The organism is Enterobacter sp. 2VL (genome assembly GCF_005503595.1).
GTDB classification, from domain to species: Bacteria; Pseudomonadota; Gammaproteobacteria; order Enterobacterales; family Enterobacteriaceae; genus Enterobacter; species Enterobacter cancerogenus.
Window position 1 is genome coordinate 257,691 of sequence record NZ_SCNE01000004.1, and the last position, 21,986, is coordinate 279,676.

A 21,986-nucleotide genomic window follows, 5' to 3' on the forward strand; every position below is an offset into this window, starting at 1 on the left:
ATCAACATCAAATTTTAGCAGGCCAACCGCGGGTTAAATCAGCGATCACCCCTGTGGGATCAAAAGCCCCGGCGGGACGCCTTTCTACAATTTCGTCATCATTCACCGATGACTCAAGGAAGCGCCTATGTCCTCCTCTCGCCCCGACGCCCTGCAACAGCGTTGCCAGCACATTGTGACCAGCCCGACGTTAACACCGGAGCAAAAACGGCATTTTCTGGCGCTGGAAGCGGAGAACAATCTGCCCTACCCGGCGCTTCCTTCGGCGGCCCGCGCCGCGCTGGACGAGGGCGTTATCTGCGATATGTTCGAGGGACACGCCCCTTACAAACCGCGCTACGTGCTGCCGGACTACGCAAAATTCCTGGCGAACGGTTCTGACTGGCTGGAGCTGGAAGGGGCAAACGATCTGGATGATGCCCTCTCGCTGCTTACCATTCTCTATCACCATGTTCCGTCCGTGACATCGATGCCGGTCTATCTGGGCCAGCTTGATGCCATACTCGATCCCTATGTTAAAATTCTAACACAAGATGAAATCGATAGCCGAATAAAACGTTTCTGGCGCTACCTCGACAGAACCCTGCCCGACGCCTTTATGCATGCAAACATTGGCCCGGCAGATAGCCCCATCACCCGCGCCATTCTGCGTGCCGATGCGGAGTTGAAGCAGGTTGCACCAAACCTGACCTTTATCTACGACCCGGACGTCACCCCTGACGATCTGCTGCTGAGCGTGGCGAGAAATATCTGTGAATGCAGTAAGCCGCATATTTCCAATGGCCCGCTGAATGATAAAATTTTCACAAAAGGCCGCTATGGCGTGGTGAGCTGTTACAACTCTCTACCGCTGGCGGGCGGCGGCAGCACGCTGGTGCGCCTCAATCTGAAAGCCATTGCCGAACGTAGCGCCTCACTGGACGATTTCTTCACCCGCCAGCTGCCGCACTACTGTCAGCAACAGATTGCCATCATCGATGCGCGCTGCGATTTCTTGTATGAACAGTCCGGCTTCTTTGAGAATAGCTTCCTCGTCCATGAGGGGCTGATTGATGCCGGGCGTTTTGTGCCGATGTTTGGCATGTACGGCCTGGCAGAAGCCGTTAACGCGCTCTGCGAGAAAGAAGGGATGACAGGTCGCTACGGTAAGGACGATGAGGCCAACGCGCTGGGGTATCGCATCAGCGAACAGTTGGCGACGTTCGTTGAAAACACGCCGGTGAAGCACGGCTGGAAGCAGCGGGCGATGCTCCACGCGCAGTCGGGGATCAGCTCCGATACGGGCACTACGCCGGGGGCACGTCTCCCTTACGGCGACGAGCCCGATCCGATCGGCCATCTGCTGGCCGTCGCCCCGCACCACCGTTATTACCACTCCGGCATCAGCGACATCCTCACCCTGGACGAGACCGTAAAAGCCAATCCACAGGCGGTGGTGCAACTTTGTCTCGGGGCATTCAGGGCCGGTATGCGTGAGTTCACTGCTAACGTGGCGGGAAACGATCTGGTGCGCGTCACCGGCTATATGGTGCGGCTGTCTGATTTGGAGAAGTACCGCGAAGCCGGATCGCGCACCAACACCACATGGCTGGGTGAGGAGGCCGCGCGCAACACCCGAATCCTTGAACGTCAGCCACGCGTAATTAGCCATGAACAGCAGATGCGCTTTAGTTAGTCAGATTATCCCCTTCTCCTGCGTGGACGGGCCGGGAAGCCGCCTGGCGCTGTTCCTGCAGGGCTGTAACCTGCGCTGCAAAACGTGCCACAACCCATGGACTATCGGGCGCTGCAACGACTGCGGCGACTGCGTTCCCCACTGTCCGCACGATGCGCTGAATATTCAGGCGGGCCGCGTCTGGTGGCAGGAAAGCCACTGCCAGCAGTGCGATACCTGCCTGCACCTGTGCCAGCAGCAGGCCACACCGATGGCGCAGCGCTACAGCGTGGAGGAGATCCTCGCGCAGATCCGCAAAGCCGCACCGTTTATTGAGGGGATCACCGTCAGCGGGGGTGAAGCGACAACCCAGCTTCCGTTTTTGATCGCCCTGTTCTCAGCGATCAAGGCCGATCCCGCGCTGCGCCACTTAACCTGCCTGGTGGACAGCAACGGCCTGCTAAGCGAAACCGGCTGGCAAAAGCTGCTGCCGGTTTTCGATGGCGCTATGGTGGATTTAAAAGCCTGGGGCAACGAGCATCACCGCTTTTTGACCGGGCGCGACAATCCGCAGATCAAACAGAGCATTCGCTGGCTGGCGGATCATCACCGTCTGGCCGAACTGCGGCTGCTGTTGATCCCCGATCGCTGTGATTATCTGGCGCATCTCACCCCGCTGTCGGCATTTATTCGCCAGCTGGGGAATATTCCGGTACGCATCAACGCGTTTCATGCGCACGGCGTGTATGGAGAGGCGGCGTCATGGCGCAGCGCCACGCCGGAGGACGTTGAGCCGCTGGTCGTGGCCCTGGAAAAACGGCAGATTACCGTTATCCGCCCGGCGCGCTATCTATAGCGTGATGCCAAAAACGGCGCGGGTGTTATCGAGCAACGCCTGAGCGATAACCTCTTCAGGCTCATCGCGCAGTTCACAGAGCGTAGCGAAAACGCGCGCCGCCTGCTCCGGGCGGTTAGGCTGCCCCTGAAATCCATTGAGCGGCATATCGGGCGCATCCGTTTCCAGCAGCAGCGAGTCGAGCGGCAACCGGGCCATAACGTCGCGGGTTTTGCTGGCGCGCGGATAGGTAATGGTCCCGCCAACGCCGATTTTGTAGCCCAGCGCGATAAAACGCTGCGCCTGCTGCAGGCTGCCGGAAAATCCATGAACCACCCCGGTGCGCGGAAGATCCATGCGTTTCAGGTGCATCGCCAGCTTATCGTGGGTGCGTCGCGAGTGGAGGATCACCGGCAGATCGTGGCGCTTCGCGAGCCGAAGCTGCGCGTCGAGGATCGTTTGCTGGCGCGCAAAGTGCGGATCTTCGCGATAGAGATCGAGGCCGATCTCGCCGATGGCCACCAGCCGGTCATTTCCCCTGCCCAAAACGGTATCGAGCTGGTCAATGTGCTCATCAAGATGATGCTCGATGACGATAGGATGCAGGCCCAGCGCGGCATACAGCGCGTCATGCTGCCGGGCAAGTTCAAGCACCCGGTCAAAATAAGCCGCTTCGATCGCCGGCACGATAATCGCTCCGACGCCAGCCTGAGCCGCGCGGGCAATACTGTGCATCTCGTCGCCGGTAAACGGCGGAAAATCAAAGTGACAGTGGGTGTCGATAAAGCGGTGCGTCACGCCAGATCCTCGTTATCTAACAGGGCGTCATTGGCCTGGGGCGCATCGACCAGCGGCGTCACCAGCGCATCATTGGCGACAACCGCAGGCGGGGTAATAATCGGCTTATGCCGCAGAATCGGGGGTTGCTCCATCAGCATTTTCCCGACCGTCGCCAGGAAATAGCGCCCGCACAGCCGCCCGGTTTTGTAATCCATGCGCAGGGCCGGCAGGCGGCTGCCCAGCGCCATGCTCACCAGCGGCCGGGGGGGATAAATTTCAAAGATCCGCAGCTTGCCCGGCGGTTTTTCGATAAAACGCTGCATGGCACCATAGGTTGATTCATGGAGCTTCGCGATATTCACCAGCGGCTGCAGGCTACTGTCGCCCAGCCAGCGCTCCATGCGCTTAAACCACTGCGGGGTGTAATACATTTGTGAGGGAACCGTGCGGATCACCACGATAGTTTTCGCGCCACGCCGCGCGGCCTCCTGAACCGGCACCGCATCGCTGATGCCGCCGTCAAGGTAGTTCACGCCGTCCAGCAGCGCACCGGTGCGGTAGAAGCCGGGAATGGCGCTCGAGGCGCGAATGATGTCCAGCCAGTTCTCTTTCTGCGGGGAGAAGTACCCCGGGGAGTAGTCATCGCCGCGGCTGGCACACATCCAGAATGCTTTTCCGCTATCAAACAGGCGCGAGGCGGTGTCCATCGCCAGCGGCATCTGGCTGGCGGTAGACTCCAGCAGCCAGTCGAGATCGATCAGGTTTCCGCCGCGCACGAAGCGCACCGGGTTGAAAAATTCTTTCGAGGTGGTGTAGCGCATGATCACTTTGCGCGCATAGCCCGGCTGGTTACAGACATACGCAGAAAGGTTCTGCGCCCCGGCCGAGGTGCCAAAGTAGAGGTCAAAGGGGTTGAATTGCGCGCGCATAAACTCGTCCAGCACACCGGCCGTAAAAATGCCGCGCTGTCCACCTCCTTCACAAACCAGCGCAAGCTGGCCTGCACGAAACGGTTTTAACGCCAGCGGCGCAATATTACCGAGCGTAACGGGAATTCGCTGTCCCACCTCTGCTTTCCTGTTTTCATTATTCAGTTCAGACACAGTAGCGCACATTCCCTCTGATACTCAAACGAGAAAAAGCCAGTCACAGGGACTGGCTTTGCAGGGTTGTTCTCAGTAAGCAGTCTGCTAAGGACGGCGTCGCCCCGTAAACAGGCTGACCAGAAACAGGATGATACCGACGACGAAGACAATTTTAGCTGCCCATGCCGCTGTACCCGCCAGTCCACCAAAGCCCAATGCGGCGGCAATTAACGCGATAACCAGAAATATAATGCCCCAACGAAACATAAGCCTCTCCTTTACCATAGTTAATGTCTGCCGCGATATGTGAGCGCTCAGGCGTCTCACCGGCGTTCTTCCAGTGTCGTTCTTATTTCGCCCGCAGGCCTCAGCCGTTAGGGCGAATTATGTCGATTACTTCGTTTTCAGATCGTTTTTAACGCTTTTCACACCATCGATCGCTTTCGCGATGCTTTCGGCACGGTCACTCTGTGCCTGTGAATCAACCGTACCGGAGAGCTGGACGACGCCATCGGTCGTTTCAACTTTCACCTTACGGGATGGCACGATGTCATCCGCTAACAGTTTAGCTTTGATTTCACTGGTGGTTGCTGCGTCACCGGCATAACCTTTTACCGACGCGTTTTTGCTGTCACGGACGTGAAGCTTATCGCTAACGGAGGTTACGCCTTCAACACCCTTCGCCACTTTTACAGCCTGTTCGGCCTGGGCCTGGCTTTCTACAAAGCCACTCAGGGTGACAACTTTCTTATCCGTTTTTACAGAGATGTCGGTGCTCTTGATGGCTTCATCGTCCACCAGCGCGGCTTTCACTTTTGCTGTGATCGAGCTGTCGTCCATGAAATTACCGACTTTATTCATAGAGCTATCGATTTTATCCCCTGCGGTATCGGCAGTGGACTGTGCTTTATCCGTGGCGGTGGTTTCAGCCAGTGCAGAACCACTTACCAGGACGCTACCCAATGTCACAGCCAGCAGAGTTTTAGAAATCTTCAGTCTTGTCATATTCATCGATGTATTCCTGTGTTTTGCCCATTATTTGGGCGTCAAACGTCCTTTATTACTCGTTTTAAATTTTGCGTAAAAACACACGGGCTAAGTGGAGAACCCATCGTCATGCATTGAACAGTTAATTCATCCACGCCCGGTGCTAAACACTGAATTAAATATAGATCACAATTTCAGGCGCGCTTTCAGAAATGAATAAAAAACGAGCGAATAGCGAGAAAATGCAATGAATTAAGAACATTCCGCACGGAAGAAATAAGGCAGGAAAAAGCGAAGAGCACGGCGGGTGCCGTGCTCTGAGAGAGGATTAGTGCTCGCGGGTTTTACGGAACTGCACGTCAGGATAACGTTCCTGCGTCAGGTTGAGGTTAACCATGGTTGGGGCGATATAGGTCAGGTTATCGCCACCATCCAGCGCCAGCTGCATCTCGTTCTTACGCTTAAATTCTTCGAATTTTTTCACGTCAGAACACTCAACCCAGCGCGCCGTGGCAACGTTCACCGATTCGTAAATCGCTTCGACGTTGTACTCGCTTTTCAGACGCGCAACGACCACGTCGAACTGCAGCACGCCGACCGCGCCCACGATCAGATCGTTGTTGGCAATCGGGCGGAACACCTGCACGGCGCCCTCTTCAGAAAGCTGGACCAGGCCTTTCAACAGCTGTTTTTGCTTCAGCGGATCGCGCAGGCGAATACGGCGGAACAGCTCAGGGGCGAAGTTCGGAATACCGGTGAACTTCATCATCTCGCCCTGGGTAAAGGTGTCGCCGATCTGAATCGTGCCGTGGTTGTGCAGCCCGATGATGTCGCCAGGGTAGGCTTCTTCAACGTGAGAACGGTCACCCGCCATAAAGGTCAGCGCATCGGAGATCACCACGTCTTTACCGATACGCACCTGGCGCAGCTTCATGCCTTTTTCGTATTTACCGGAAACCACGCGCATAAAGGCCACGCGGTCACGGTGTTTCGGATCCATGTTGGCCTGGATCTTAAAGACGAAGCCGGTGAATTTCTCTTCCTGAGCGACCACTTCGCGGGTGTCAGTTTTACGCGGCATCGGGCGTGGTGCCCACTCCACCAGACCGTCGAGCATGTGGTCAACGCCGAAGTTACCCAGCGCGGTGCCGAAGAATACCGGCGTGATTTCACCTGCGAGGAACAGATCTTTGTCAAACTCGTGGGATGCGCCTTTCACCAGCTCCAGCTCGTCACGCAGTTGAGCGGCCAGCTCTTCGCCGACGGCGGTGTCCAGCTCCGGGTTATCCAGGCCTTTCACCACGCGCACTTCCTGAATGGTGTGGCCTTTACCGGTCTGATAGAGGTAGGTTTCATCTTTATAAAGATGGTAAACGCCCTTGAACAGCTTGCCGCAGCCAATCGGCCAGGTGATCGGCGCACAGGCAATCTTCAGCTCGCTCTCGACTTCATCCATCACTTCCATCGGATCACGGATGTCGCGGTCGAGTTTGTTCATGAAGGTGAGGATCGGCGTGTCGCGCAGACGCGTAACTTCCATCAGCTTACGGGTACGATCTTCAACACCTTTTGCGGCATCGATAACCATCAGGCAGCAGTCCACCGCCGTCAGGGTACGGTAAGTATCTTCAGAGAAGTCTTCGTGCCCCGGGGTGTCCAGCAGGTTCACCAGGCAGTCGTGATACGGGAACTGCATCACAGAGGTGGTAATGGAGATACCACGCTGTTTTTCCATCTCCATCCAGTCAGATTTCGCATGCTGGCTGGAACCACGGCCTTTAACGGTACCGGCGGTCTGGATCGCCTGTCCGAACAGCAGCACCTTTTCGGTGATGGTCGTTTTACCGGCATCCGGGTGAGAGATAATGGCAAAAGTGCGGCGCTTGGCCACCTCCTGCAGATAAGGAGACAACGTCATAGTCAATTCTTCTTATGTAGGCGCGGCACGACGCCGCGCATCATGGAATACGGGAAATGCGGCTATTTTACCCATCAATAGGGGGCAGGCAATCATTGTTTACACAGGAGCTGCTCCAGTTCGTTCAATGACGTGACGGTCCAGGTTGGCGTAATGCCGTCCGGGGTTGTGCGGCCATGCGCGTTCAGCCAGACGGTAGCGATCCCGGCGTTCATGCCGCCTAAGATATCCGATTCGGCGGTATCCCCCACCATCAGCACGCGATCGCGGTCAGGGTTGCCGGCCTGGGCCAGCGCATAGTCAAAAATACGCGGGTCGGGTTTCGGGTAGCCGACCTCTTCTGAGACAACCAGCGCGTCGAAATGATCGCGCAGGCCGGTGCGTTCCAGGCGGATCTGCTGTAACGCGGTAAAACCGTTGGTGATGATCCCGAGCTTCGCTTTGCCTTTCAGGGAATCCAGCAGGGACACCGCGCCCGGCAGAGGCGCGCAGATCTCCGCCATGGCATTCAGGAAAGCCTCATTGAGTAGCCCAGGGCTGACCTTTAACCGTTCGGCCCAGACGTCAAAGCGCTGATGCTGAAGCTGTAACGCCGTGATGGCACCGTTCTGGTAATCCACCCATAGCGGTTTGTTCACCGCCTGATAGTCCTGAAAATCTTCAGCGGTGAAGGTGACGCTATAGTCCATAAACATCCGCTGTAGGCCACCGAACGAGTCAAACGTAAACAGCGTTTCGTCGGCATCAAAGAAAATCCAGTCCCATTTCATCGTTACAACCTTATTTTAGTTATCCAAGCGGCAGAGCCATAATAATGGCGTCTTCACGTCCCTCTGCGGTGGGGTAGTAGTTACGGCGGATTGTCGCCTCGTTAAAGCCTAAGCTTTCATAGAGCGCGATGGCGGCGACGTTCGAGGCACGCACTTCCAGCCACAGGGTGAACACGTCGCGGGTTTCAAGCTCGCGAATGAGGTGCTCCAGCAGTTCTCTTCCCAGCCCGCGGCGCTGATAGGCAGGGTCAACCGCAATGTTAAACAGCGTGGCCTCATCGAGAACCACCTGCGTGATGGCAAACGCGGCGAGGGAGCCATCAACGTCCAGGCGCAGATTCAGATACCGTTCGCCCTGATTGCTGGCGAACGTTTTTTCGCTCCATGGAAAAGCATGGGCACGGGTTTCAATCGCGAACGCCGTCGTCAGATCGGCCGTCGTGAGGGAAGAAATTGTGTTCATATTCACAGATTTGTTGCCATAGCGCGCTGCGCGCTTTTGGGTTGGCTTTGAGTTCTTCCAGCGCAGGTGAGCAAATCTGGCCTCCCTCAAGGGATATTTCGTCGACGTCGCCCATCCGCCAGCTATTGCAGCGGCTGTCCGGTGGAAGCATCGCGACCCGTTCTGGTGTCAGCTGTAATACCTGATCCGGCGTCAGCTTCAGGCTACGAAGGACATCGCCAATCAGGATTTCATTCAGGGCAGGCAGCTCCTCCCCCACCATCACCAGGCGAACGTGCGCGGGGATGGAGATAGCGATTTCACCCTGCAACGCCGTCGGGCGACGCAAAGCCCACTGGGTAATACCCAGTTGCTGCAACTGCCAGTCTCGTCGGGATGTCATAGCGAAAACTCCTGTCTCTCAGGCGCGCAAATATAGCAAATGTGTCGAAACTACGCCATCTACCGACTATAATCCCCGCCTGAGTTTATTGAGGAACAATTCATGTCTGCATTTACCCCGGCAAGTGAAGTCTTGCTGCGTCACAGTGATGATTTCGAACAAAGCCGTATTCTGTTTGCCGGAGATATGCAGGATGACCTGCCTGCGCGTTTCGACTGTGCTGAAAGCCGTGCCCACACCCAGTATTACCACCACTGGCAGGTGTTGAGCCGCCAGATGGGCGAGCGCGCGCGTTTTAGCCTGGTGGCGGAGCCAGGCGATGTTGCCGACTGCGACACGCTGGTTTACTACTGGCCGAAGAACAAGCCGGAAGCCCAGTTCCAGCTGATGAACCTGCTCTCCCTGCTGCCGGTCGGCTGCGATATTTTCGTGGTCGGCGAGAACCGCAGCGGCGTGCGCAGCGCGGAGCAGATGCTTGAAGGGTTCGCGCCACTGAACAAAGTCGACAGCGCCCGTCGCTGTGGCCTGTATCACGGGCGTCTTGAAAAACAGCCTGCCTTCGATGCAGAGCAATTCTGGGACGAATATCAGCTTGACGATCTGACCATCAAAACCCTGCCGGGCGTGTTCAGCCGCGATTATCTGGATGTCGGCAGTAAGCTGCTGTTATCCACCCTGACGCCGCACACCAAGGGCAAAGTGCTGGATGTCGGCTGTGGCGCAGGCGTGCTGGCAACCGTGCTCGCCAGCCACTCGCCGAAAGTGCGTTTAACGCTGTGTGACGTGAGCGCCCCGGCGGTAGAAGCCAGCCGCGCAACGCTTGCGGCAAACGGGTTTGAAGGTGAGGTCATCGCCAGCAACGTCTTCTCTGACGTGACCGGCCGTTTTGACATGATTATCTCGAATCCGCCGTTCCACGACGGGATGGAAACCAGCCTGGAGGCCGCGCAAGCGCTTATCCGCGGTGCCGTCCGCCATCTTAACAGCGGTGGCGAGCTTCGTATCGTGGCGAATGCCTTCCTGGCCTACCCGAAAGTGCTGGACGAAACCTTTGGTTTCCACGAAGTGATTGCCCAAACTGGCCGCTTCAAGGTGTATCGCACCGTGATGACGCGTCAGGCTAAAAAGTAATCGTTAATCCTCCAGGCCGGATATGCACAAGCGCTCTCCGGCCCTACGCCCTCTCTACCTGGCCCACCAGTCGACCATTTTTGCATCAATCGAGGCATCCCCCGCACTTTTCTGTTGACGTAAAGCTGAAAACATCTAGAATGCGCCTCCGTGGTTACGATACTTTTACAGTATCGATGGTATGCGAAGGTGGCGGAATTGGTAGACGCGCTAGCTTCAGGTGTTAGTGTCCTTACGGATGTGGGGGTTCGAGTCCCCCCCCTCGCACCATAAATCACGTTGATATTGCTCGCACTGGGCGAAGGTGGCGGAATTGGTAGACGCGCTAGCTTCAGGTGTTAGTGTCCTTAGGATGTGGGGGTTCGAGTCCCCCCCCTCGCACCAACGAGGCGATATCAAAAAAGTAAGATGACTGTGCGAAGGTGGCGGAATTGGTAGACGCGCTAGCTTCAGGTGTTAGTGTCCTTACGGATGTGGGGGTTCGAGTCCCCCCCCTCGCACCAATTATCTTACAACCCTTCTGTAGTCTCTCTCTGTTTTCCCGTGTTATCTCAAACTCATCATTATCACCAGCATTGCGCCGATTAACGCAACGCAGGATGGCAACAGCACGAAATGCCGTAGCTGCTTATGCCAGATCATCGCGGATGTCACCAGCAGTCCCGACACAATGATGATTTTCCAGACGTCGATGGAAAGGTCGGCAAACATCAGTCCGCTGATGATCGCCCCAGGCAGCAAGACCCCCCAACCACTTCCCAGCGCTCTGCTCAACATGGTATGCCCTCTCATATCGATAATGATAACCAATATCATATGATAGTAATTATCACTTGTCAGCATGCAGCAGGATAATTGATCGCCCTTTACCTTTCCTGTAATGACAGCAAATGTGTAAGGTGATAAATTGCACACCTGTTAACTACCTATAAAGTTTTTCTGATAATTATAAATAACGTTTTTTGCATCCATTCTTTAAAACCAACACCTATATATCTGTTTTAATTAAATTTTAATAAAACGCACGAATATGACATCACAATCCTGGCGGTCTTTAGTCAATAGTAAATATCAGTTATCGTTACGTTTGTTTTTATTATTGAATGCAACATCAGCGCTTTTCTCGGTGACAAACCCGCTCTATTCCATACGCGCGTTATCGTTCCCTCTGCTTGCCGTGTTAACGATCAGCACGGGCTTACTCGTCTGGCACGGGGTAAACAAAACCTTAAAGGTAAATATTCCGGCGGTGTCTGCGCTTTTTGGCGTCTTATGGGCCTGGCAGATCGCCTCTAAATTTTCGTTAATTACGCACGATCATTCGACCTATTTAATAATGGCGTTATTAACGGTGCTTTTTATCGGATCGCTGGCCTTCGCCAGCAATATCAAAGCGTTCACGCTGCACTCTTTGCCCGCCTTTATTGTCTGCCTGTGGTTAAGCGATCACGACAGCTGGATAAGGATGATGTTCTTTTTCGCGCTGCCCGTGGTAGCGATCGGCATTCATCATGTGCTGCAAAGACGTAACGACAAATTCGCCCAGGCGCTGCTTTCGCGTTTGCTTGAGGAACGAGAAACCCTGACCGATCTCAGCATGATGGACCCTCTCACCGGGCTGTATAACCGCCGGGGTCTGCAAAGCCGTCTGGATAACCTGCCCACGCCAGACAGCGGTGAACACTTTGTGTTGCTGCTGGATATCGACCACTTCAAGGCCTACAACGATCATTACGGCCATATGATGGGTGACAAAGCACTGATGCGCGTCTCTGCGGCCATCCGCGACGCGGTGCGCTCCCGCGATATCGTTGCCCGCTTTGGTGGCGAAGAGTTTATGGTTCTGCTGAGCAATATCTCGCTGGAGCATGCCCGGCAGACGGCGGAACATATTCGCCAGAAGGTGTACGATCTTAAAATTCCACATATGTTCAATGAAAGCGTCGCCACCAACGTGACCATCAGCATCGGTATTTCTATCTATCAGAATGAAGACGCTGAGCGCGCGCTGGAAAAGGCGGATAAAGCGCTTTATGAAGCCAAACATATGGGCCGGAATAACATCCTGTTGAGCGACGAGCTGCCGTCGGCCTGACGCGGCTTCGCACATCCAGGACAAAAGGCTTGCGATCGGTATGATCAATAGTTAGGATTGGCAATCATTATCATTTAGATTCACGTCAATCCTATGGCCACTCGTACCGCACATACCGTAGAGCCTCTCATCTGGCGAGCCCCCCTCTCCTCGGGTAGCGCTACGCTTGCGGATGCCATTCGGGATAAGATTGCTGAAACACGCGCGCATCTGCTGGATTTCATCAAGCTGGATGAGGTTCCGCCCCACCATGCGATGACGCTGGCGCAGTGGCGACGCCCTGCCGAACGCCAGTCTTTGCTGGCGGCCTATTCCGATCATATCTATCGCAACCAGCCTACGCTTGCGCGGGAAAATAAGCCGCTGCTCTCCCTGTGGGCGCAGTGGTATATCGGGCTGATGGTGCCCCCTCTCATGCTGGCGCTGTTGACTCAGGATACGATGCTGGATCTCTCCCCGGAGTATTTCCACGTCGAGTTTCATGAGACGGGACGTGCGGCCTGCTTCTGGATCGATCTTCACGAGGACCGTCACTCAGCACATCTGTCCGCACAGGAACGCATGGAAAAGTTGGTCACTCAGGCGCTGATCCCGGTTATCGATGCGCTGGAAGAGACGGGCGAGATCAACGGGAAACTGATCTGGAGTAATACCGGCTATCTTATCCACTGGTATCTGACAGAGATGAAACCGCTGCTGGGTGACGAACAGGTTGATGCCCTTCGCCACGCCTGTTTCTTTGCCAAACAGCTTTCGGATGGTCGCGATAATCCCCTCTTCCGTACCGTCGTGCCGCGTGACGGGCTGCTGGTTCGTCGTACCTGCTGCCAGCGCTATCGTCTGCCGGATGTCCAGCAGTGCGGGGATTGTACGCTGAAATAAGCATGTGATTGGCCGGATGGCGCTAACGCTTACCCGGCCTTGCTCCTCTGAAAATACCAAAAACGGCAACCACGCGTTGCCGTTTTGCGTTTACCTAGGCGACCTGCTGGTTTTCCTCTTCACTATTACGCTGCGCTTCTTCGGCTTCCTGCTCCAGCAGCTGCTTCTCGTACACCTTAAAGAACGGGAAGTAGATAATCGCCGACACGCACGCCAGCACAATCACCAGAATGGCTGCCCGGAAATCCCAGCCCAGCGCCCATGCAGCGCCGATTGGCGCAGGTGCAGTCCAGGGCACAACAGAAATCACGCGGCCAATCAGATCGAACTTCATCGCCGACCATGCCAGCACGGCATTCACCATCGGCGCCAGCAGGAACGGAATAAAGAACACCGGGTTCATCACAATCGGCGTACCGAATATGACCGGTTCGTTGATGTTAAAGAAGCTTGGGACCACGCTCAGACGGCCAATCGAGCGTAAATGCGCCGAGCGGCTGCGCAGATAGCAAATCACCAGCCCCATCGTTGCGCCCGAGCCGCCGATAACGATAAAGAACGTCCAGAAGGCTTCCATAAAGATGTGCGGCAGAGGCAGGCTGGACGCCAGCGCAGTCTGGTTTGCGCCAAGGTTGGTCAGCCAGAACATCTGCAGCATGCCGGAAACAATAGCCGCGCCGTGAATACCGGCAAACCACAGTAAATGGCCAATCAGCACCGCCAGCAGGATCGCCGGCAGGGAGTCGGCGGCAGAAACCAGCGGTTTGAAGATAGACATGATGGCCTGCGGGATCAGCATGCCAAACTCAGACTGGATTAGCAGGCTCAGCGGATAGAGCGTCAGTACCACCACCAGCACCGGGATCAGCAGGTCAAACGAGTTCTTGATCATCGGTGGCACCTGATCGGGCAGGCGAATACCAATGTTATAGGTTTTCAGGAAACGCATCAGCTCAACGCAGTAGACCGCCACCAGAATCGCGGTGAAGATCCCGGTGCCGCCCAGGCTATCAACCGGCAGCGTGCCTTTGGTTTTAGGCGCGGCCACCAGCAAAAACGCCATCAGCGACAGCATCGCGCACATGAAAGGATCGAGCTGGTGCGACTTAACGTAATGCTTGCCCAGGTTGTAGGCGATGGCGGCACAGATATAGATGGACATAATGCCCATGGTCATATCAAACGGCGTCAGGATTTGCCCTTCAAATTGCTTCGCCATATCCAGCCAGGCACGGGCAAAACCCCATGTGGTATCAGGCGAAAACGGTGGATAAGCAAACACCAGCAAGAATGAGCCAACGATCATGAACGGCATCGCGGAAATAAATCCGTCACGGATAGCCATAACATGACGCTGGGAGGAGATCCGCCCGGCTATTGGGCTGACGTAATTCTCGACGAAACGGAATATCAGATTAAAAGCAGCATGGTTGGCAGACATAAAGGATCTCCTGTCAGACGTTCATAACGGGCGCGGGGGCACCACACGTTGTTCCATACATCAGCTTCACAACCTTGCCGGCTTTTATACCCGCGGTACTGCTAAGATGAATTGATTTCATAATTTGCTCTTATTATTAGATACAGGGGACGTTACGTACTCAGTATTAATCTCCGCATCACGCTCTGCAACCGGTTACTGTAACCGGTTTCTGTGATTGTGAAGGCGATCCAGAAATCGGCCCAATGGGGTATTTGTTACTTAAGAGATATTTACAGAGGATAATTTCTTATGACAGATTACGCAGGATATTTGTCAGGAGGAAACAATGAGTTTGCAGTCTGTACAGCAGTTTTTTGCCGATAACGCACCGGATATAGAAGTGATCGAGCTTAGCCAAAGTACTGCAACCGTTGCGCTTGCCGCTGCAGCCCACCGCGTGGAGCCAGGACAAATCGCCAAAACCCTGTCGCTGAAGGTCAAAAATGAGGTGATTCTGGTCGTCGCAAAAGGTGATGCGCGGCTGGATAACAAAAAGCTGAAGGAGACGTTCGGCGCAAAAGCCCGCATGCTCAGCAGTGATGAGGTGGTGAATATCACCGGGCATCCCGTCGGCGGCGTCTGCCCGTTCGGACTGGAGAACCCCCTTTCGGTCTACTGCGACGTCACCTTAAAACAGTACAGTGAAGTCTTACCCGCAGCCGGTGCTATTCACAGCGCTGTTCGGATTTCACCGGACAGAATGGCCGAATTGACGTCAGCAAAGTGGGTCGATGTGTGCGTGTAATCGCAGCGCCAGAAGAGCTCTGGCGCTGGCGTGATGGGTTACAGAAAGGCAGGTGTCGTCAACGCCGCACCGCGAACCTCGCGGGCAGGAAGATGCGTAATAATATCTGCCGCATCCAGCAACCCGACGTCAGAATTGACGCCCAGTTTGACCATCGCGTTGAATTTATGCGCCCGGATGGTCTTAATATTGCGCTCAAGCTGCGCGGCAATTTCCGGGATAGAATAGCCGTTGGACATGTAGCGCAGGATAGCCCGCTCCGTTGGGCTTAACATTCTGTTCTGGCTGACATGCCAGTGGTTCAGCATGTTTTCATTGACCCGATGCGTTTCGTTTAACAGCGCGACCAGCTCTTCCAGCAGCTGACTCAGGGGCACGGCTTTACTGATGATGCCATGAAGCCGCGAAGGAGAAAGATGGCTAATCAGCCTCGCTTCGACGTCATCAGAGGCCAGCACAATGCGCTGGATATTCCCGTGCGTAAACGTCAGATCCCGTAAACAGGCCAGGCAGTTACGACGCTCTTCACGTTCATCTGACAGTGAGTAGATCACTGAGAAAAATGGTATGTGGGGGAGCGCCGCTTTAAAGCTGTCGAACCGACTAAACATATGCATCTGATACTGGCTGAACTGAGGCAGGGTGAAGAGATGCTCCAGCCCAACGGCGCTCATTACGCAATTTTCGATGACGGCGATATGTCTTGTTGCTGTGGTCTTTTCCATTCCTCAAACTCTCCATAGGCCGACATTAAGCTCAGCTCTCGCATTCCCTGAGTACTGCTGATCCAGGCGTACATATCGGCGTTGCTGCGCAGAGACAACCGACGCATCGCACTGTTCTTTTGTGCGCTGACGGTTTTGTTGCTCTTCTTAAGCAGCGTTGCAATCTGGTTAATTCCCCAGCCCTTACCCAGCAGGCGTAGCACCTTGCGTTCAGAGTGCGTAAGCGCAACAAACTGCTCGCTCTCTTCGTCCAGGTCAGGGGTTTCTGGCATTAATAAGGTTTGGCTTATCCGCTCGGCACGTTCGCTGCCGGCGCGAATAGCACTTATCACCCCTTCAGTGGGTTCCATATCTGAAAGCAGTGTGCTTTCGGGGCGCATGAGCAGTTCGACCGCCAGAGGATAGAGGGGCCGGGACACCAAAAATATCCAGTGAATATCTCTGTACTGATTCAGTAAACCGTAATACTGTTCTAGCGTACCGCGAGGGTTCCGATAATCACCTGAAATATCGGCAATAATAACGTCAGCACGGCGAAGCTGAAGCAGGGTTAATTCCTGTAATGAACGACAGCAGGTCAGTTCGTAGTCGGGAAAATGACGCTCCATGAGCCCGCTCAACCCGCTCTGCATCACGGGTACCTTACTAATAACAACGCCGTGCTTACTCTTCAATGGCAACATAGACCCTCCGTGTCCTTATTGATTGACATGAATATTAAAAGCCCTGAGGCTCAACCTGTTTTCATCCTTGTGGGCGAAATGGATTACGACGAGAAGAATGTGAGATAGATATAATTTAAGAAACGCCCAAAACAGGACTAATATCGCACAGATAACAATTAAAATTAATTATATCGACATTAAAATAATGAAAATATAAAATTAGAAATAATTAATATATATTTTCACTGTATATACGAAATACATTCATATTATAAATAATACAGCTACATCTCCCGCCTTTTCCTGCCCGCTGTTTGCACAAATCTTGATCTGGCCCAGAGCAAGACAGGGCGCACTTTGTGTTAAAAGTAGACATTCAGGGCCATCAGGCAGGCTATCCATTTTTCAGGGCATAACATGCAGGCAGACCGGTCAACGCAACGTGCCACCACGCGACTCTGTATTCAGTGCGGGCTTTTTCTTTTACAGCACGGGGCGGAGAGCGCCCTAGTTGAGGAGCTGTCGACCCGCCTCGGGCTGGCACTGGGCATGGACTCGGTGGAAAGCTCCATCTCGTCCAACGCTATCGTGCTGACCACCATTAAGGACGGGCAGTGCCTGACATCCACCCGTAAAAACCACGATCGCGGCATCAATATGCACGTGGTGACAGAGGTGCAGCACATCGTCATTCTGGCGGAGCACAAGCTTCTCGACCTGAAGGAGTGTGAAAAACGTTTCAGCCTGATCAAGCCGTTGCGCTACCCGCGCTGGCTGGTTGTGCTGATGGTGGGGCTGTCGTGCGCCTGTTTCTGCAAGCTGAACAGCGGCGGCTGGGACGGCGCAGCCATTACCTTCTTCGCCAGCAGCATCGCCATGTATGTCCGACAACTGCTGACCCACAGGCAGTTACACCCGCAGATTAACTTCTGCATCACCGCCTTCGTGGCGACGACGGTGTCGGGCCTGCTGCTGCGCCTGCCGGCCTTCACGAATACCTCAACCGTCGCCATGGCCGCCAGCGTGCTGCTGCTGGTTCCGGGTTTTCCGTTAATTAACGCCGTCGCCGATATGTTCAAAGGGCACATCAATACCGGCCTGGCGCGCTGGGCAATTGCCAGCCTGCTGACGCTGGCGACGTGCATTGGCGTGGTGATGGCCATGACGTTATGGGGGTTACGCGGATGGGCATAATCGAATTTCTGCTGGCCCTGGTTCAGGACATGCTGCTGGCCGCCGTTCCCGCCATCGGCTTTGCGATGGTCTTCAACGTGCCGCAACGCGCCCTGCCCTGGTGTGCACTGCTGGGTGCCATCGGGCACGGCTCCCGCATGGTCATGATGACGGCGGGGTTTAATATCGAATGGTCAACCTTTATGGCCTCCATGCTGGTGGGCAGCATTGGTATTCAATGGTCGCGCTGGTATCTGGCCCATCCCAAGGTCTTTACCGTTGCGGCGGTAATCCCCATGTTTCCCGGCATCTCGGCCTACACGGCCATGATTTCGGCGGTAAAAATCAGCCACTTCGGCTACAGCGAACCGCAAATGATCCTGCTGCTGAGCAATTTCCTCAAGGCCTCCTCCATCGTCGGTGCGCTCTCTATCGGCCTGTCGATCCCCGGGCTGTGGCTCTATCGCAAGCGTCCCCGCGTTTGACGTTTGAGTTCTCAGGCAGGCAGGGTAATAATCCCTGCATTCTGTTTTGTGATGATAAGGAAAGGATGTGGCTAACGCTGGCAGCGAACTCCCCGATCACCCTGAAGGCGCGAGCCTGAAGGAAACGATTTTCCAAAGCGCTATCGCCCTGTTTGCCGAATATGGCCTGAACGGTGCCCGCATGGAGCAGATTGCCGAGAAAGCAGGCACCACCAAACGCATGGTGGTGTACCACTTCAAAAATAAAGAAAACCTCTATCTGCTGGCGCTGGAGTATGTCTACACCCAAATCCGGGCCAGCGAGAAAGCGCTCAGCCTTACCGATTTACCGCCGGTTGAAGCGCTGGTGCATCTGGTGGAAGCCACCTTTGACTACCACGCCGACCACCCGGACTACATCCGTATTATCTGCATGGAGAACATGCAGCGTGGGCGCTTTATGCAACAGTCCAGCTATTTGCGCCAGGTTAACCGCAGCGCGCTGGAGTTGCTGGAGGCGATTCTGCGGCGCGGCAAGGCGAAGCAGCTCTTTAACCAGACGGTTGATGCCCGCGACCTGCACCGTTTAATCAGCAGCTTTAGCTTCCACTATGTTGCCAATAGCTACACCTTCACCCTGCTGTTTGAAGAGGGGGCGGACGAAGCGGCCCAGCGCGAACACTACCGGAAAATGGCGGTACAGGTTGCGCTGCGTTATACCTGCCCATAAAAATCGCTTGCAATTATATCGCGCACTACCTATATTCATTTCATGAACGCAAAAACGAACGACACCACCGCTGCGCTGCTGCTGGATAACCAGCTCTGTTTTGCCCTTTACTCGGCAAATCTGGCGCTGAATAAGCTGTACCGGCAGTTGCTGGCGCCGCTTAACCTGACCTATCCTCAGTATCTCGTTATGCTGGTGCTGTGGGAGCAGGATGACATTACCGTATCGGACATCGGTGAACGGTTGTTTCTGGATTCCGCAACGCTCACACCCCTGCTGAAGCGTCTGGAGGGAGCCGGTCTGTTGACACGTCAGCGTTCACGCCTGGACGAACGTCAGGTCGCCGTCACGCTGACGGACGCCGGGCGCAGCCTGCAACAGCAGGCCACGGGGATCCCCCAGGCCGTGGGCTGTGCCGCCCAGTGCGACACCGACACGATGCTGGCGCTTAAGCACCAGCTGGAACTTTTGCGTCACCAGTTACATCGCGCGTAGCGCTATACGTTACGCGTTTTTATTACCCATATAAATAGCACGCTATTTAATAGCACGCTTAAGCACAAGATGAGGAACCTGCCATGTCTTTAGAAAAAGTTGTCTACACTGCCAAAGCCAAAGCCACCGGAGGCCGCGATGGCCGCGCAACCTCTTCCGACGGCGTCCTCGACGTTAAGCTCGGCGTACCAAAAGAGATGGGCGGCATGGGCGGTGACGTCACCAACCCTGAACAGCTTTTCGCGGCGGGCTACTCCGCCTGTTTCCTGGGGGCAATGAAATTTGTTGCTGCGCGCGACAAATTTACCCTGCCAAAAGAGGCCTTTATTGAGGGTGAAGTGGGTATCGGTCCACTGCCAACCGGCTTTGGTATCGAAGCAAAACTGAACATCCACGTTGAAGGCATGGATCCTGCAGAAGCCAAAAAGCTGGTGGACGCGGCCCATATCGTCTGCCCGTACTCTAACGCGACTCGCGGAAATATCGACGTGACGCTGAATATCATCGCGTAATGTCTGCCCTAACCCTCTCCTGTCGGAGAGGGTTAGCTTCCCCCTCCTTCCCCCCTTCTCTCTGTGCTACCATAGGCTCCAATCACGCCCGCAGTAATCAGTAGAGAAAGTGTTATGTCCTCCAGAATTCTGACCACCAGCATTGCTGGCATTGATGCCTTTATGCGCGATCCCCGCGGTGTGTTAACCCACGCCGAAGGCGGCACGCTTGCGGTATTTGCCGACAACGCGCCGGCGTTTTATGCGATAACGCCTGAACGTCTGGCACAGCTTTTGGACATCGAAGCGCGCCTGTCGCGCCCGGCGAGCGACGTCGCGCTGGACAACCAGTTCTTTGACGAGCCGGATAACACCCCCGTGGCCGTGCCGATGGGGAAATTCCCCATGTATTCTGGCTGGCAGCCGGATGCCGATTTTCAGCGTCAGGCGGCGCTGTGGGGCATTGCACTTTCCCAGCCCGTCACGCCGGAAGAGCTGGCCGCGTTCACCGCCTACTGGCAGGCCGAAGGCAAAGTATTCCATCATGTTCAGTGGCAGCAAAAGCTCGCCCGCAGCGTGCAGATCAACCGCGCCAGCAATAACGGGCAGCCCAAACGCGATATCAACGCGTTTTGTGAACCGGATAAACAGATCCCTAATGGATTCCGAGGTGCGAAATGAAAAACGTCGGCGACCTGATGAAACGTCTGCAGAAAATGATGCCTGCCAACGTCAAACCCGCGTTTACCACGGGTGAAGAGCTGCTCGCATGGCAAAAAGAGCAAGGCGAAATCCGCGCGGCCGCCCTCGCGCGTGAAAACCGCGCCATGAAAATGCAGCGCACGTTTAATCGCTCCGGGATTCGCCCGCTGCATCAGAACTGCTCTTTCGACAACTATAAGGTTGAAACGACCGGGCAGATGAACGCGCTTGCCGCCGCACGCCAGTACGTCAACGAATTCGACGGCAACATCGCCAGCTTTATCTTTAGCGGCAAGCCCGGCACCGGCAAGAACCACCTCGCGGCGGCCATCTGCAATGAACTTCTGCTGCGCGGAAAATCGGTGTTGATCATCACCGTGGCCGACATTATGTCTGCCATGAAAGACACCTTCAGCAACCGCGAGACCAGCGAAGAACAGCTGCTGAATGACCTGAGTAACGTCGATTTGCTGGTAATTGACGAGATTGGCGTTCAGACCGAATCACGCTATGAAAAAGTGATCATCAACCAGATCGTCGACCGCCGCTCCTCCTCAAAACGCCCTACGGGCATGTTGACCAACCACAACATCGATGAGATGACTCGCCTGCTCGGGGAACGGGTGATGGACCGCATGAAGCTCGGCAACAGCCTGTATGTCATCTTCGACTGGGAAAGCTTCCGCAGCCGCGTCACCGGCAAAGAGTATTAGGATATTTCCAGGAAATGCGCGGGACCCTGGGGTATATACTGGGGCCACTTTTGCACCAGACGGATCTCATGAGTAGACCATTATGAAAAAACAGTTTCTTATCGGCACGTTTTTAGGCGCACTTCTCGTCACCGGCGCGGCACAGGCGGCGTCATGGCAGGAATCCCTCTCCAGCGCAGCCAACGAGCTTTCCAAAGAGAGCGCCAGCTCACAGGGCGGGCTGTCGGCCTCGTCCCTCACCAGCCTGCTGGGTAACAGCACCCAGAGCCTCAGCGCCGGAACCATGAACAACGCGGCGGGTATTTTGGGGTATTGCGCGAAGCAGAAACTGGCATCCGTAACCGACACCGAAAACATTAAAAACCAGGTACTGGGCAAGCTGGGCCTGGACACCCAGGAGCAGAAGCAAGATACCAACTATATGGAGGGTATTGAGGGCCTGCTCAACGCACAAAACGGTCAGCAGCTTAACCTGAGCACGCTTGGCGACTCGGCGCTGGCGAAAAAGGTGAAAACCAAAGCCTGCGATCTGGTACTAAAACAAGGCGTTAATTTCCTCTCCTGATCGACCCCATTTTCTGCCACAACAGGCCGCGTTTATTGCGTTAACCTTGCGAC

At 55.1% G+C, this 21,986-nt stretch carries 26 protein-coding genes and 3 tRNA genes; 17 read left to right on the top strand and 12 right to left on the bottom strand.

Translation table 11 applies throughout. From position 1 onward, the window contains the following. Positions 1-127 precede the first annotated feature (127 nt). Both FFS28_RS11965 and FFS28_RS11970 read left to right on the top strand, forming a co-directional pair. The gene (locus tag FFS28_RS11965; RefSeq protein WP_137849639.1) at positions 128-1,675 is read left to right on the top strand and encodes a YjjI family glycine radical enzyme; all 1,548 of its coding nucleotides are present in this window, start codon (positions 128-130) and stop codon (positions 1,673-1,675) included. Next, positions 1,650-2,510 (top strand): YjjW family glycine radical enzyme activase, encoded by an 861-nt coding sequence (locus FFS28_RS11970; protein ID WP_137849640.1) that lies wholly within the window; start codon positions 1,650-1,652, stop codon positions 2,508-2,510. Before FFS28_RS11965 ends, FFS28_RS11970 begins: the two co-directional genes overlap by 26 nt. Here the strand turns inward: FFS28_RS11970 and FFS28_RS11975 are convergent. The 8 genes from FFS28_RS11975 to FFS28_RS12010 all read right to left on the bottom strand — a co-directional run bounded on the left by FFS28_RS11975 (position 2,505) and on the right by FFS28_RS12010 (position 8,874). Continuing rightward, positions 2,505-3,287, bottom strand: a complete 783-nt coding sequence (locus FFS28_RS11975; protein ID WP_137849641.1) for a TatD family hydrolase — start codon at positions 3,285-3,287, stop codon at positions 2,505-2,507. The two genes, FFS28_RS11970 and FFS28_RS11975, sit on opposite strands and share 6 nt — an antisense overlap. Next, positions 3,284-4,336, bottom strand: a complete 1,053-nt coding sequence (locus FFS28_RS11980; protein ID WP_137849642.1) for a patatin-like phospholipase family protein — start codon at positions 4,334-4,336, stop codon at positions 3,284-3,286. Before FFS28_RS11980 ends, FFS28_RS11975 begins: the two co-directional genes overlap by 4 nt. A 123-nt stretch (positions 4,337-4,459) precedes the next feature. After that, positions 4,460-4,621, bottom strand: a complete 162-nt coding sequence (locus FFS28_RS11985) for a DUF1328 domain-containing protein (RefSeq protein WP_003856556.1) — start codon at positions 4,619-4,621, stop codon at positions 4,460-4,462. A gap of 126 nt (positions 4,622-4,747) precedes the next feature. Further along, positions 4,748-5,365: a molecular chaperone OsmY gene (gene osmY / locus FFS28_RS11990; RefSeq protein ID WP_137849643.1), complete on the bottom strand. Its 618-nt coding sequence runs from the start codon at positions 5,363-5,365 to the stop codon at positions 4,748-4,750. A 304-nt stretch (positions 5,366-5,669) separates the two neighbouring features. Continuing rightward, the gene (gene prfC / locus FFS28_RS11995; protein ID WP_137849644.1) at positions 5,670-7,259 is read right to left on the bottom strand and encodes a peptide chain release factor 3; all 1,590 of its coding nucleotides are present in this window, start codon (positions 7,257-7,259) and stop codon (positions 5,670-5,672) included. A gap of 92 nt (positions 7,260-7,351) precedes the next feature. Then, positions 7,352-8,029 carry a pyrimidine 5'-nucleotidase gene (gene yjjG, locus FFS28_RS12000; protein ID WP_137849645.1) on the bottom strand — a complete coding sequence of 226 codons (678 nt, stop codon included), beginning with the start codon at positions 8,027-8,029 and terminating at the stop codon, positions 7,352-7,354. A 19-nt stretch (positions 8,030-8,048) separates the two neighbouring features. Then, positions 8,049-8,492: a ribosomal protein S18-alanine N-acetyltransferase gene (gene rimI / locus FFS28_RS12005; protein ID WP_137849646.1), complete on the bottom strand. Its 444-nt coding sequence runs from the start codon at positions 8,490-8,492 to the stop codon at positions 8,049-8,051. Further along, positions 8,437-8,874: a DNA polymerase III subunit psi gene (locus FFS28_RS12010; RefSeq protein ID WP_006174069.1), complete on the bottom strand. Its 438-nt coding sequence runs from the start codon at positions 8,872-8,874 to the stop codon at positions 8,437-8,439. Before FFS28_RS12010 ends, rimI begins: the two co-directional genes overlap by 56 nt. A 102-nt stretch (positions 8,875-8,976) precedes the next feature. On the opposite strand from FFS28_RS12010, the gene rsmC reads away from it, so the two are divergent. The 4 genes from rsmC to FFS28_RS12030 all read left to right on the top strand — a co-directional run bounded on the left by rsmC (position 8,977) and on the right by FFS28_RS12030 (position 10,508). Beyond that, a complete protein-coding gene (gene rsmC, locus FFS28_RS12015) occupies positions 8,977-10,005 on the top strand; it encodes a 16S rRNA (guanine(1207)-N(2))-methyltransferase RsmC (RefSeq protein WP_137849647.1) in 1,029 nt (342 codons plus the stop codon). Positions 10,006-10,188: 183 nt separating this feature from the next. Next, positions 10,189-10,275, top strand: a tRNA-Leu gene (locus FFS28_RS12020). A gap of 28 nt (positions 10,276-10,303) precedes the next feature. After that, positions 10,304-10,389, top strand: a tRNA-Leu gene (locus FFS28_RS12025). 32 nt (positions 10,390-10,421) lie between these two features. Further along, a tRNA-Leu gene (locus FFS28_RS12030) sits at positions 10,422-10,508 on the top strand. Between the two features lie 43 nt (positions 10,509-10,551). On the opposite strand, the gene FFS28_RS12035 is transcribed toward FFS28_RS12030, so the two are convergent. Continuing rightward, positions 10,552-10,821 carry a DUF1435 domain-containing protein gene (locus FFS28_RS12035; RefSeq protein WP_072208810.1) on the bottom strand — a complete coding sequence of 90 codons (270 nt, stop codon included), beginning with the start codon at positions 10,819-10,821 and terminating at the stop codon, positions 10,552-10,554. A gap of 214 nt (positions 10,822-11,035) precedes the next feature. On the opposite strand from FFS28_RS12035, the gene FFS28_RS12040 reads away from it, so the two are divergent. After that, positions 11,036-12,100, top strand: a complete 1,065-nt coding sequence (locus FFS28_RS12040) for a GGDEF domain-containing protein (protein WP_137849648.1) — start codon at positions 11,036-11,038, stop codon at positions 12,098-12,100. Positions 12,101-12,193: 93 nt separating this feature from the next. Then, the gene (fhuF, locus tag FFS28_RS12045) at positions 12,194-12,982 is read left to right on the top strand and encodes a siderophore-iron reductase FhuF (protein ID WP_137849649.1); all 789 of its coding nucleotides are present in this window, start codon (positions 12,194-12,196) and stop codon (positions 12,980-12,982) included. A gap of 94 nt (positions 12,983-13,076) precedes the next feature. On the opposite strand, the gene FFS28_RS12050 is transcribed toward fhuF, so the two are convergent. Further along, complete coding sequence (locus FFS28_RS12050) at positions 13,077-14,423, bottom strand: PTS cellobiose transporter subunit IIC (protein ID WP_006174078.1); 1,347 nt, start codon at positions 14,421-14,423, stop codon at positions 13,077-13,079. A 328-nt stretch (positions 14,424-14,751) separates the two neighbouring features. Here FFS28_RS12050 and FFS28_RS12055 point away from each other — a divergent pair, with 328 nt between their 5' ends. Further along, the gene (locus FFS28_RS12055) at positions 14,752-15,210 is read left to right on the top strand and encodes a YbaK/EbsC family protein (protein WP_137849650.1); all 459 of its coding nucleotides are present in this window, start codon (positions 14,752-14,754) and stop codon (positions 15,208-15,210) included. Positions 15,211-15,248: 38 nt separating this feature from the next. Here FFS28_RS12055 and bglJ read toward each other — a convergent pair whose 3' ends face one another. Then, positions 15,249-15,884 carry a DNA-binding transcriptional activator BglJ gene (gene bglJ / locus FFS28_RS12060; RefSeq protein WP_137849764.1) on the bottom strand — a complete coding sequence of 212 codons (636 nt, stop codon included), beginning with the start codon at positions 15,882-15,884 and terminating at the stop codon, positions 15,249-15,251. Further along, entirely contained in the window at positions 15,884-16,618 is a 735-nt protein-coding gene (locus FFS28_RS12065; RefSeq protein WP_137849651.1) for a helix-turn-helix transcriptional regulator, read from the bottom strand. The genes bglJ and FFS28_RS12065 overlap by 1 nt, the downstream gene beginning before the upstream one ends. Positions 16,619-17,017: 399 nt before the next feature. Here FFS28_RS12065 and FFS28_RS12070 point away from each other — a divergent pair, with 399 nt between their 5' ends. From FFS28_RS12070 to FFS28_RS12105, 8 genes are all read left to right on the top strand, one after another. After that, positions 17,018-17,794, top strand: coding sequence for a threonine/serine exporter family protein (locus tag FFS28_RS12070; protein WP_137849652.1), 777 nt, complete (start codon positions 17,018-17,020; stop codon positions 17,792-17,794). Then, positions 17,785-18,258: a threonine/serine exporter gene (locus FFS28_RS12075; RefSeq protein ID WP_137849653.1), complete on the top strand. Its 474-nt coding sequence runs from the start codon at positions 17,785-17,787 to the stop codon at positions 18,256-18,258. Before FFS28_RS12070 ends, FFS28_RS12075 begins: the two co-directional genes overlap by 10 nt. A 67-nt stretch (positions 18,259-18,325) precedes the next feature. Beyond that, positions 18,326-18,967 (top strand): TetR/AcrR family transcriptional regulator, encoded by a 642-nt coding sequence (locus FFS28_RS12080; RefSeq protein ID WP_006174089.1) that lies wholly within the window; start codon positions 18,326-18,328, stop codon positions 18,965-18,967. 42 nt (positions 18,968-19,009) lie between these two features. Then, positions 19,010-19,462 carry a MarR family winged helix-turn-helix transcriptional regulator gene (locus tag FFS28_RS12085; protein WP_137849654.1) on the top strand — a complete coding sequence of 151 codons (453 nt, stop codon included), beginning with the start codon at positions 19,010-19,012 and terminating at the stop codon, positions 19,460-19,462. Between the two features lie 83 nt (positions 19,463-19,545). Then, positions 19,546-19,974: an organic hydroperoxide resistance protein gene (locus FFS28_RS12090; RefSeq protein WP_006174091.1), complete on the top strand. Its 429-nt coding sequence runs from the start codon at positions 19,546-19,548 to the stop codon at positions 19,972-19,974. Between the two features lie 114 nt (positions 19,975-20,088). Further along, positions 20,089-20,634: a primosomal protein DnaT gene (dnaT, locus tag FFS28_RS12095; RefSeq protein ID WP_006174092.1), complete on the top strand. Its 546-nt coding sequence runs from the start codon at positions 20,089-20,091 to the stop codon at positions 20,632-20,634. Further along, the gene (gene dnaC / locus FFS28_RS12100) at positions 20,631-21,368 is read left to right on the top strand and encodes a replicative helicase loader DnaC (protein ID WP_006174093.1); all 738 of its coding nucleotides are present in this window, start codon (positions 20,631-20,633) and stop codon (positions 21,366-21,368) included. Before dnaT ends, dnaC begins: the two co-directional genes overlap by 4 nt. An 82-nt stretch (positions 21,369-21,450) precedes the next feature. Beyond that, entirely contained in the window at positions 21,451-21,933 is a 483-nt protein-coding gene (locus FFS28_RS12105) for a YjjA family protein (protein WP_137849655.1), read from the top strand. Positions 21,934-21,986 lie beyond the last annotated feature (53 nt).

Excerpts from the sequence above, each read along its gene's own strand:
- FFS28_RS11965 (WP_137849639.1), top strand. The coding sequence starts at position 128 with ATGTCCTCCTCTCGCCCCGACGCCCTGCAACAGCGTTGCCAGCACATT.
- FFS28_RS11970 (WP_137849640.1), top strand. The coding sequence starts at position 1,650 with ATGAACAGCAGATGCGCTTTAGTTAGTCAGATTATCCCCTTCTCCTGC.
- FFS28_RS11985 (WP_003856556.1), bottom strand. The coding sequence starts at position 4,621 with ATGTTTCGTTGGGGCATTATATTTCTGGTTATCGCGTTAATTGCCGCC.
- osmY (WP_137849643.1), bottom strand. The coding sequence starts at position 5,365 with ATGAATATGACAAGACTGAAGATTTCTAAAACTCTGCTGGCTGTGACA.
- prfC (WP_137849644.1), bottom strand. The coding sequence starts at position 7,259 with ATGACGTTGTCTCCTTATCTGCAGGAGGTGGCCAAGCGCCGCACTTTT.
- yjjG (WP_137849645.1), bottom strand. The coding sequence starts at position 8,029 with ATGAAATGGGACTGGATTTTCTTTGATGCCGACGAAACGCTGTTTACG.
- rimI (WP_137849646.1), bottom strand. The coding sequence starts at position 8,492 with ATGAACACAATTTCTTCCCTCACGACGGCCGATCTGACGACGGCGTTC.
- FFS28_RS12010 (WP_006174069.1), bottom strand. The coding sequence starts at position 8,874 with ATGACATCCCGACGAGACTGGCAGTTGCAGCAACTGGGTATTACCCAG.
- rsmC (WP_137849647.1), top strand. The coding sequence starts at position 8,977 with ATGTCTGCATTTACCCCGGCAAGTGAAGTCTTGCTGCGTCACAGTGAT.
- FFS28_RS12035 (WP_072208810.1), bottom strand. The coding sequence starts at position 10,821 with ATGATATTGGTTATCATTATCGATATGAGAGGGCATACCATGTTGAGC.
- FFS28_RS12040 (WP_137849648.1), top strand. The coding sequence starts at position 11,036 with ATGACATCACAATCCTGGCGGTCTTTAGTCAATAGTAAATATCAGTTA.
- fhuF (WP_137849649.1), top strand. The coding sequence starts at position 12,194 with ATGGCCACTCGTACCGCACATACCGTAGAGCCTCTCATCTGGCGAGCC.
- FFS28_RS12050 (WP_006174078.1), bottom strand. The coding sequence starts at position 14,423 with ATGTCTGCCAACCATGCTGCTTTTAATCTGATATTCCGTTTCGTCGAG.
- FFS28_RS12055 (WP_137849650.1), top strand. The coding sequence starts at position 14,752 with ATGAGTTTGCAGTCTGTACAGCAGTTTTTTGCCGATAACGCACCGGAT.
- bglJ (WP_137849764.1), bottom strand. The coding sequence starts at position 15,884 with ATGAGCGCCGTTGGGCTGGAGCATCTCTTCACCCTGCCTCAGTTCAGC.
- FFS28_RS12065 (WP_137849651.1), bottom strand. The coding sequence starts at position 16,618 with ATGTTGCCATTGAAGAGTAAGCACGGCGTTGTTATTAGTAAGGTACCC.
- FFS28_RS12070 (WP_137849652.1), top strand. The coding sequence starts at position 17,018 with ATGCAGGCAGACCGGTCAACGCAACGTGCCACCACGCGACTCTGTATT.
- FFS28_RS12075 (WP_137849653.1), top strand. The coding sequence starts at position 17,785 with ATGGGCATAATCGAATTTCTGCTGGCCCTGGTTCAGGACATGCTGCTG.
- FFS28_RS12085 (WP_137849654.1), top strand. The coding sequence starts at position 19,010 with ATGAACGCAAAAACGAACGACACCACCGCTGCGCTGCTGCTGGATAAC.
- FFS28_RS12090 (WP_006174091.1), top strand. The coding sequence starts at position 19,546 with ATGTCTTTAGAAAAAGTTGTCTACACTGCCAAAGCCAAAGCCACCGGA.
- dnaT (WP_006174092.1), top strand. The coding sequence starts at position 20,089 with ATGTCCTCCAGAATTCTGACCACCAGCATTGCTGGCATTGATGCCTTT.
- dnaC (WP_006174093.1), top strand. The coding sequence starts at position 20,631 with ATGAAAAACGTCGGCGACCTGATGAAACGTCTGCAGAAAATGATGCCT.
- FFS28_RS12105 (WP_137849655.1), top strand. The coding sequence starts at position 21,451 with ATGAAAAAACAGTTTCTTATCGGCACGTTTTTAGGCGCACTTCTCGTC.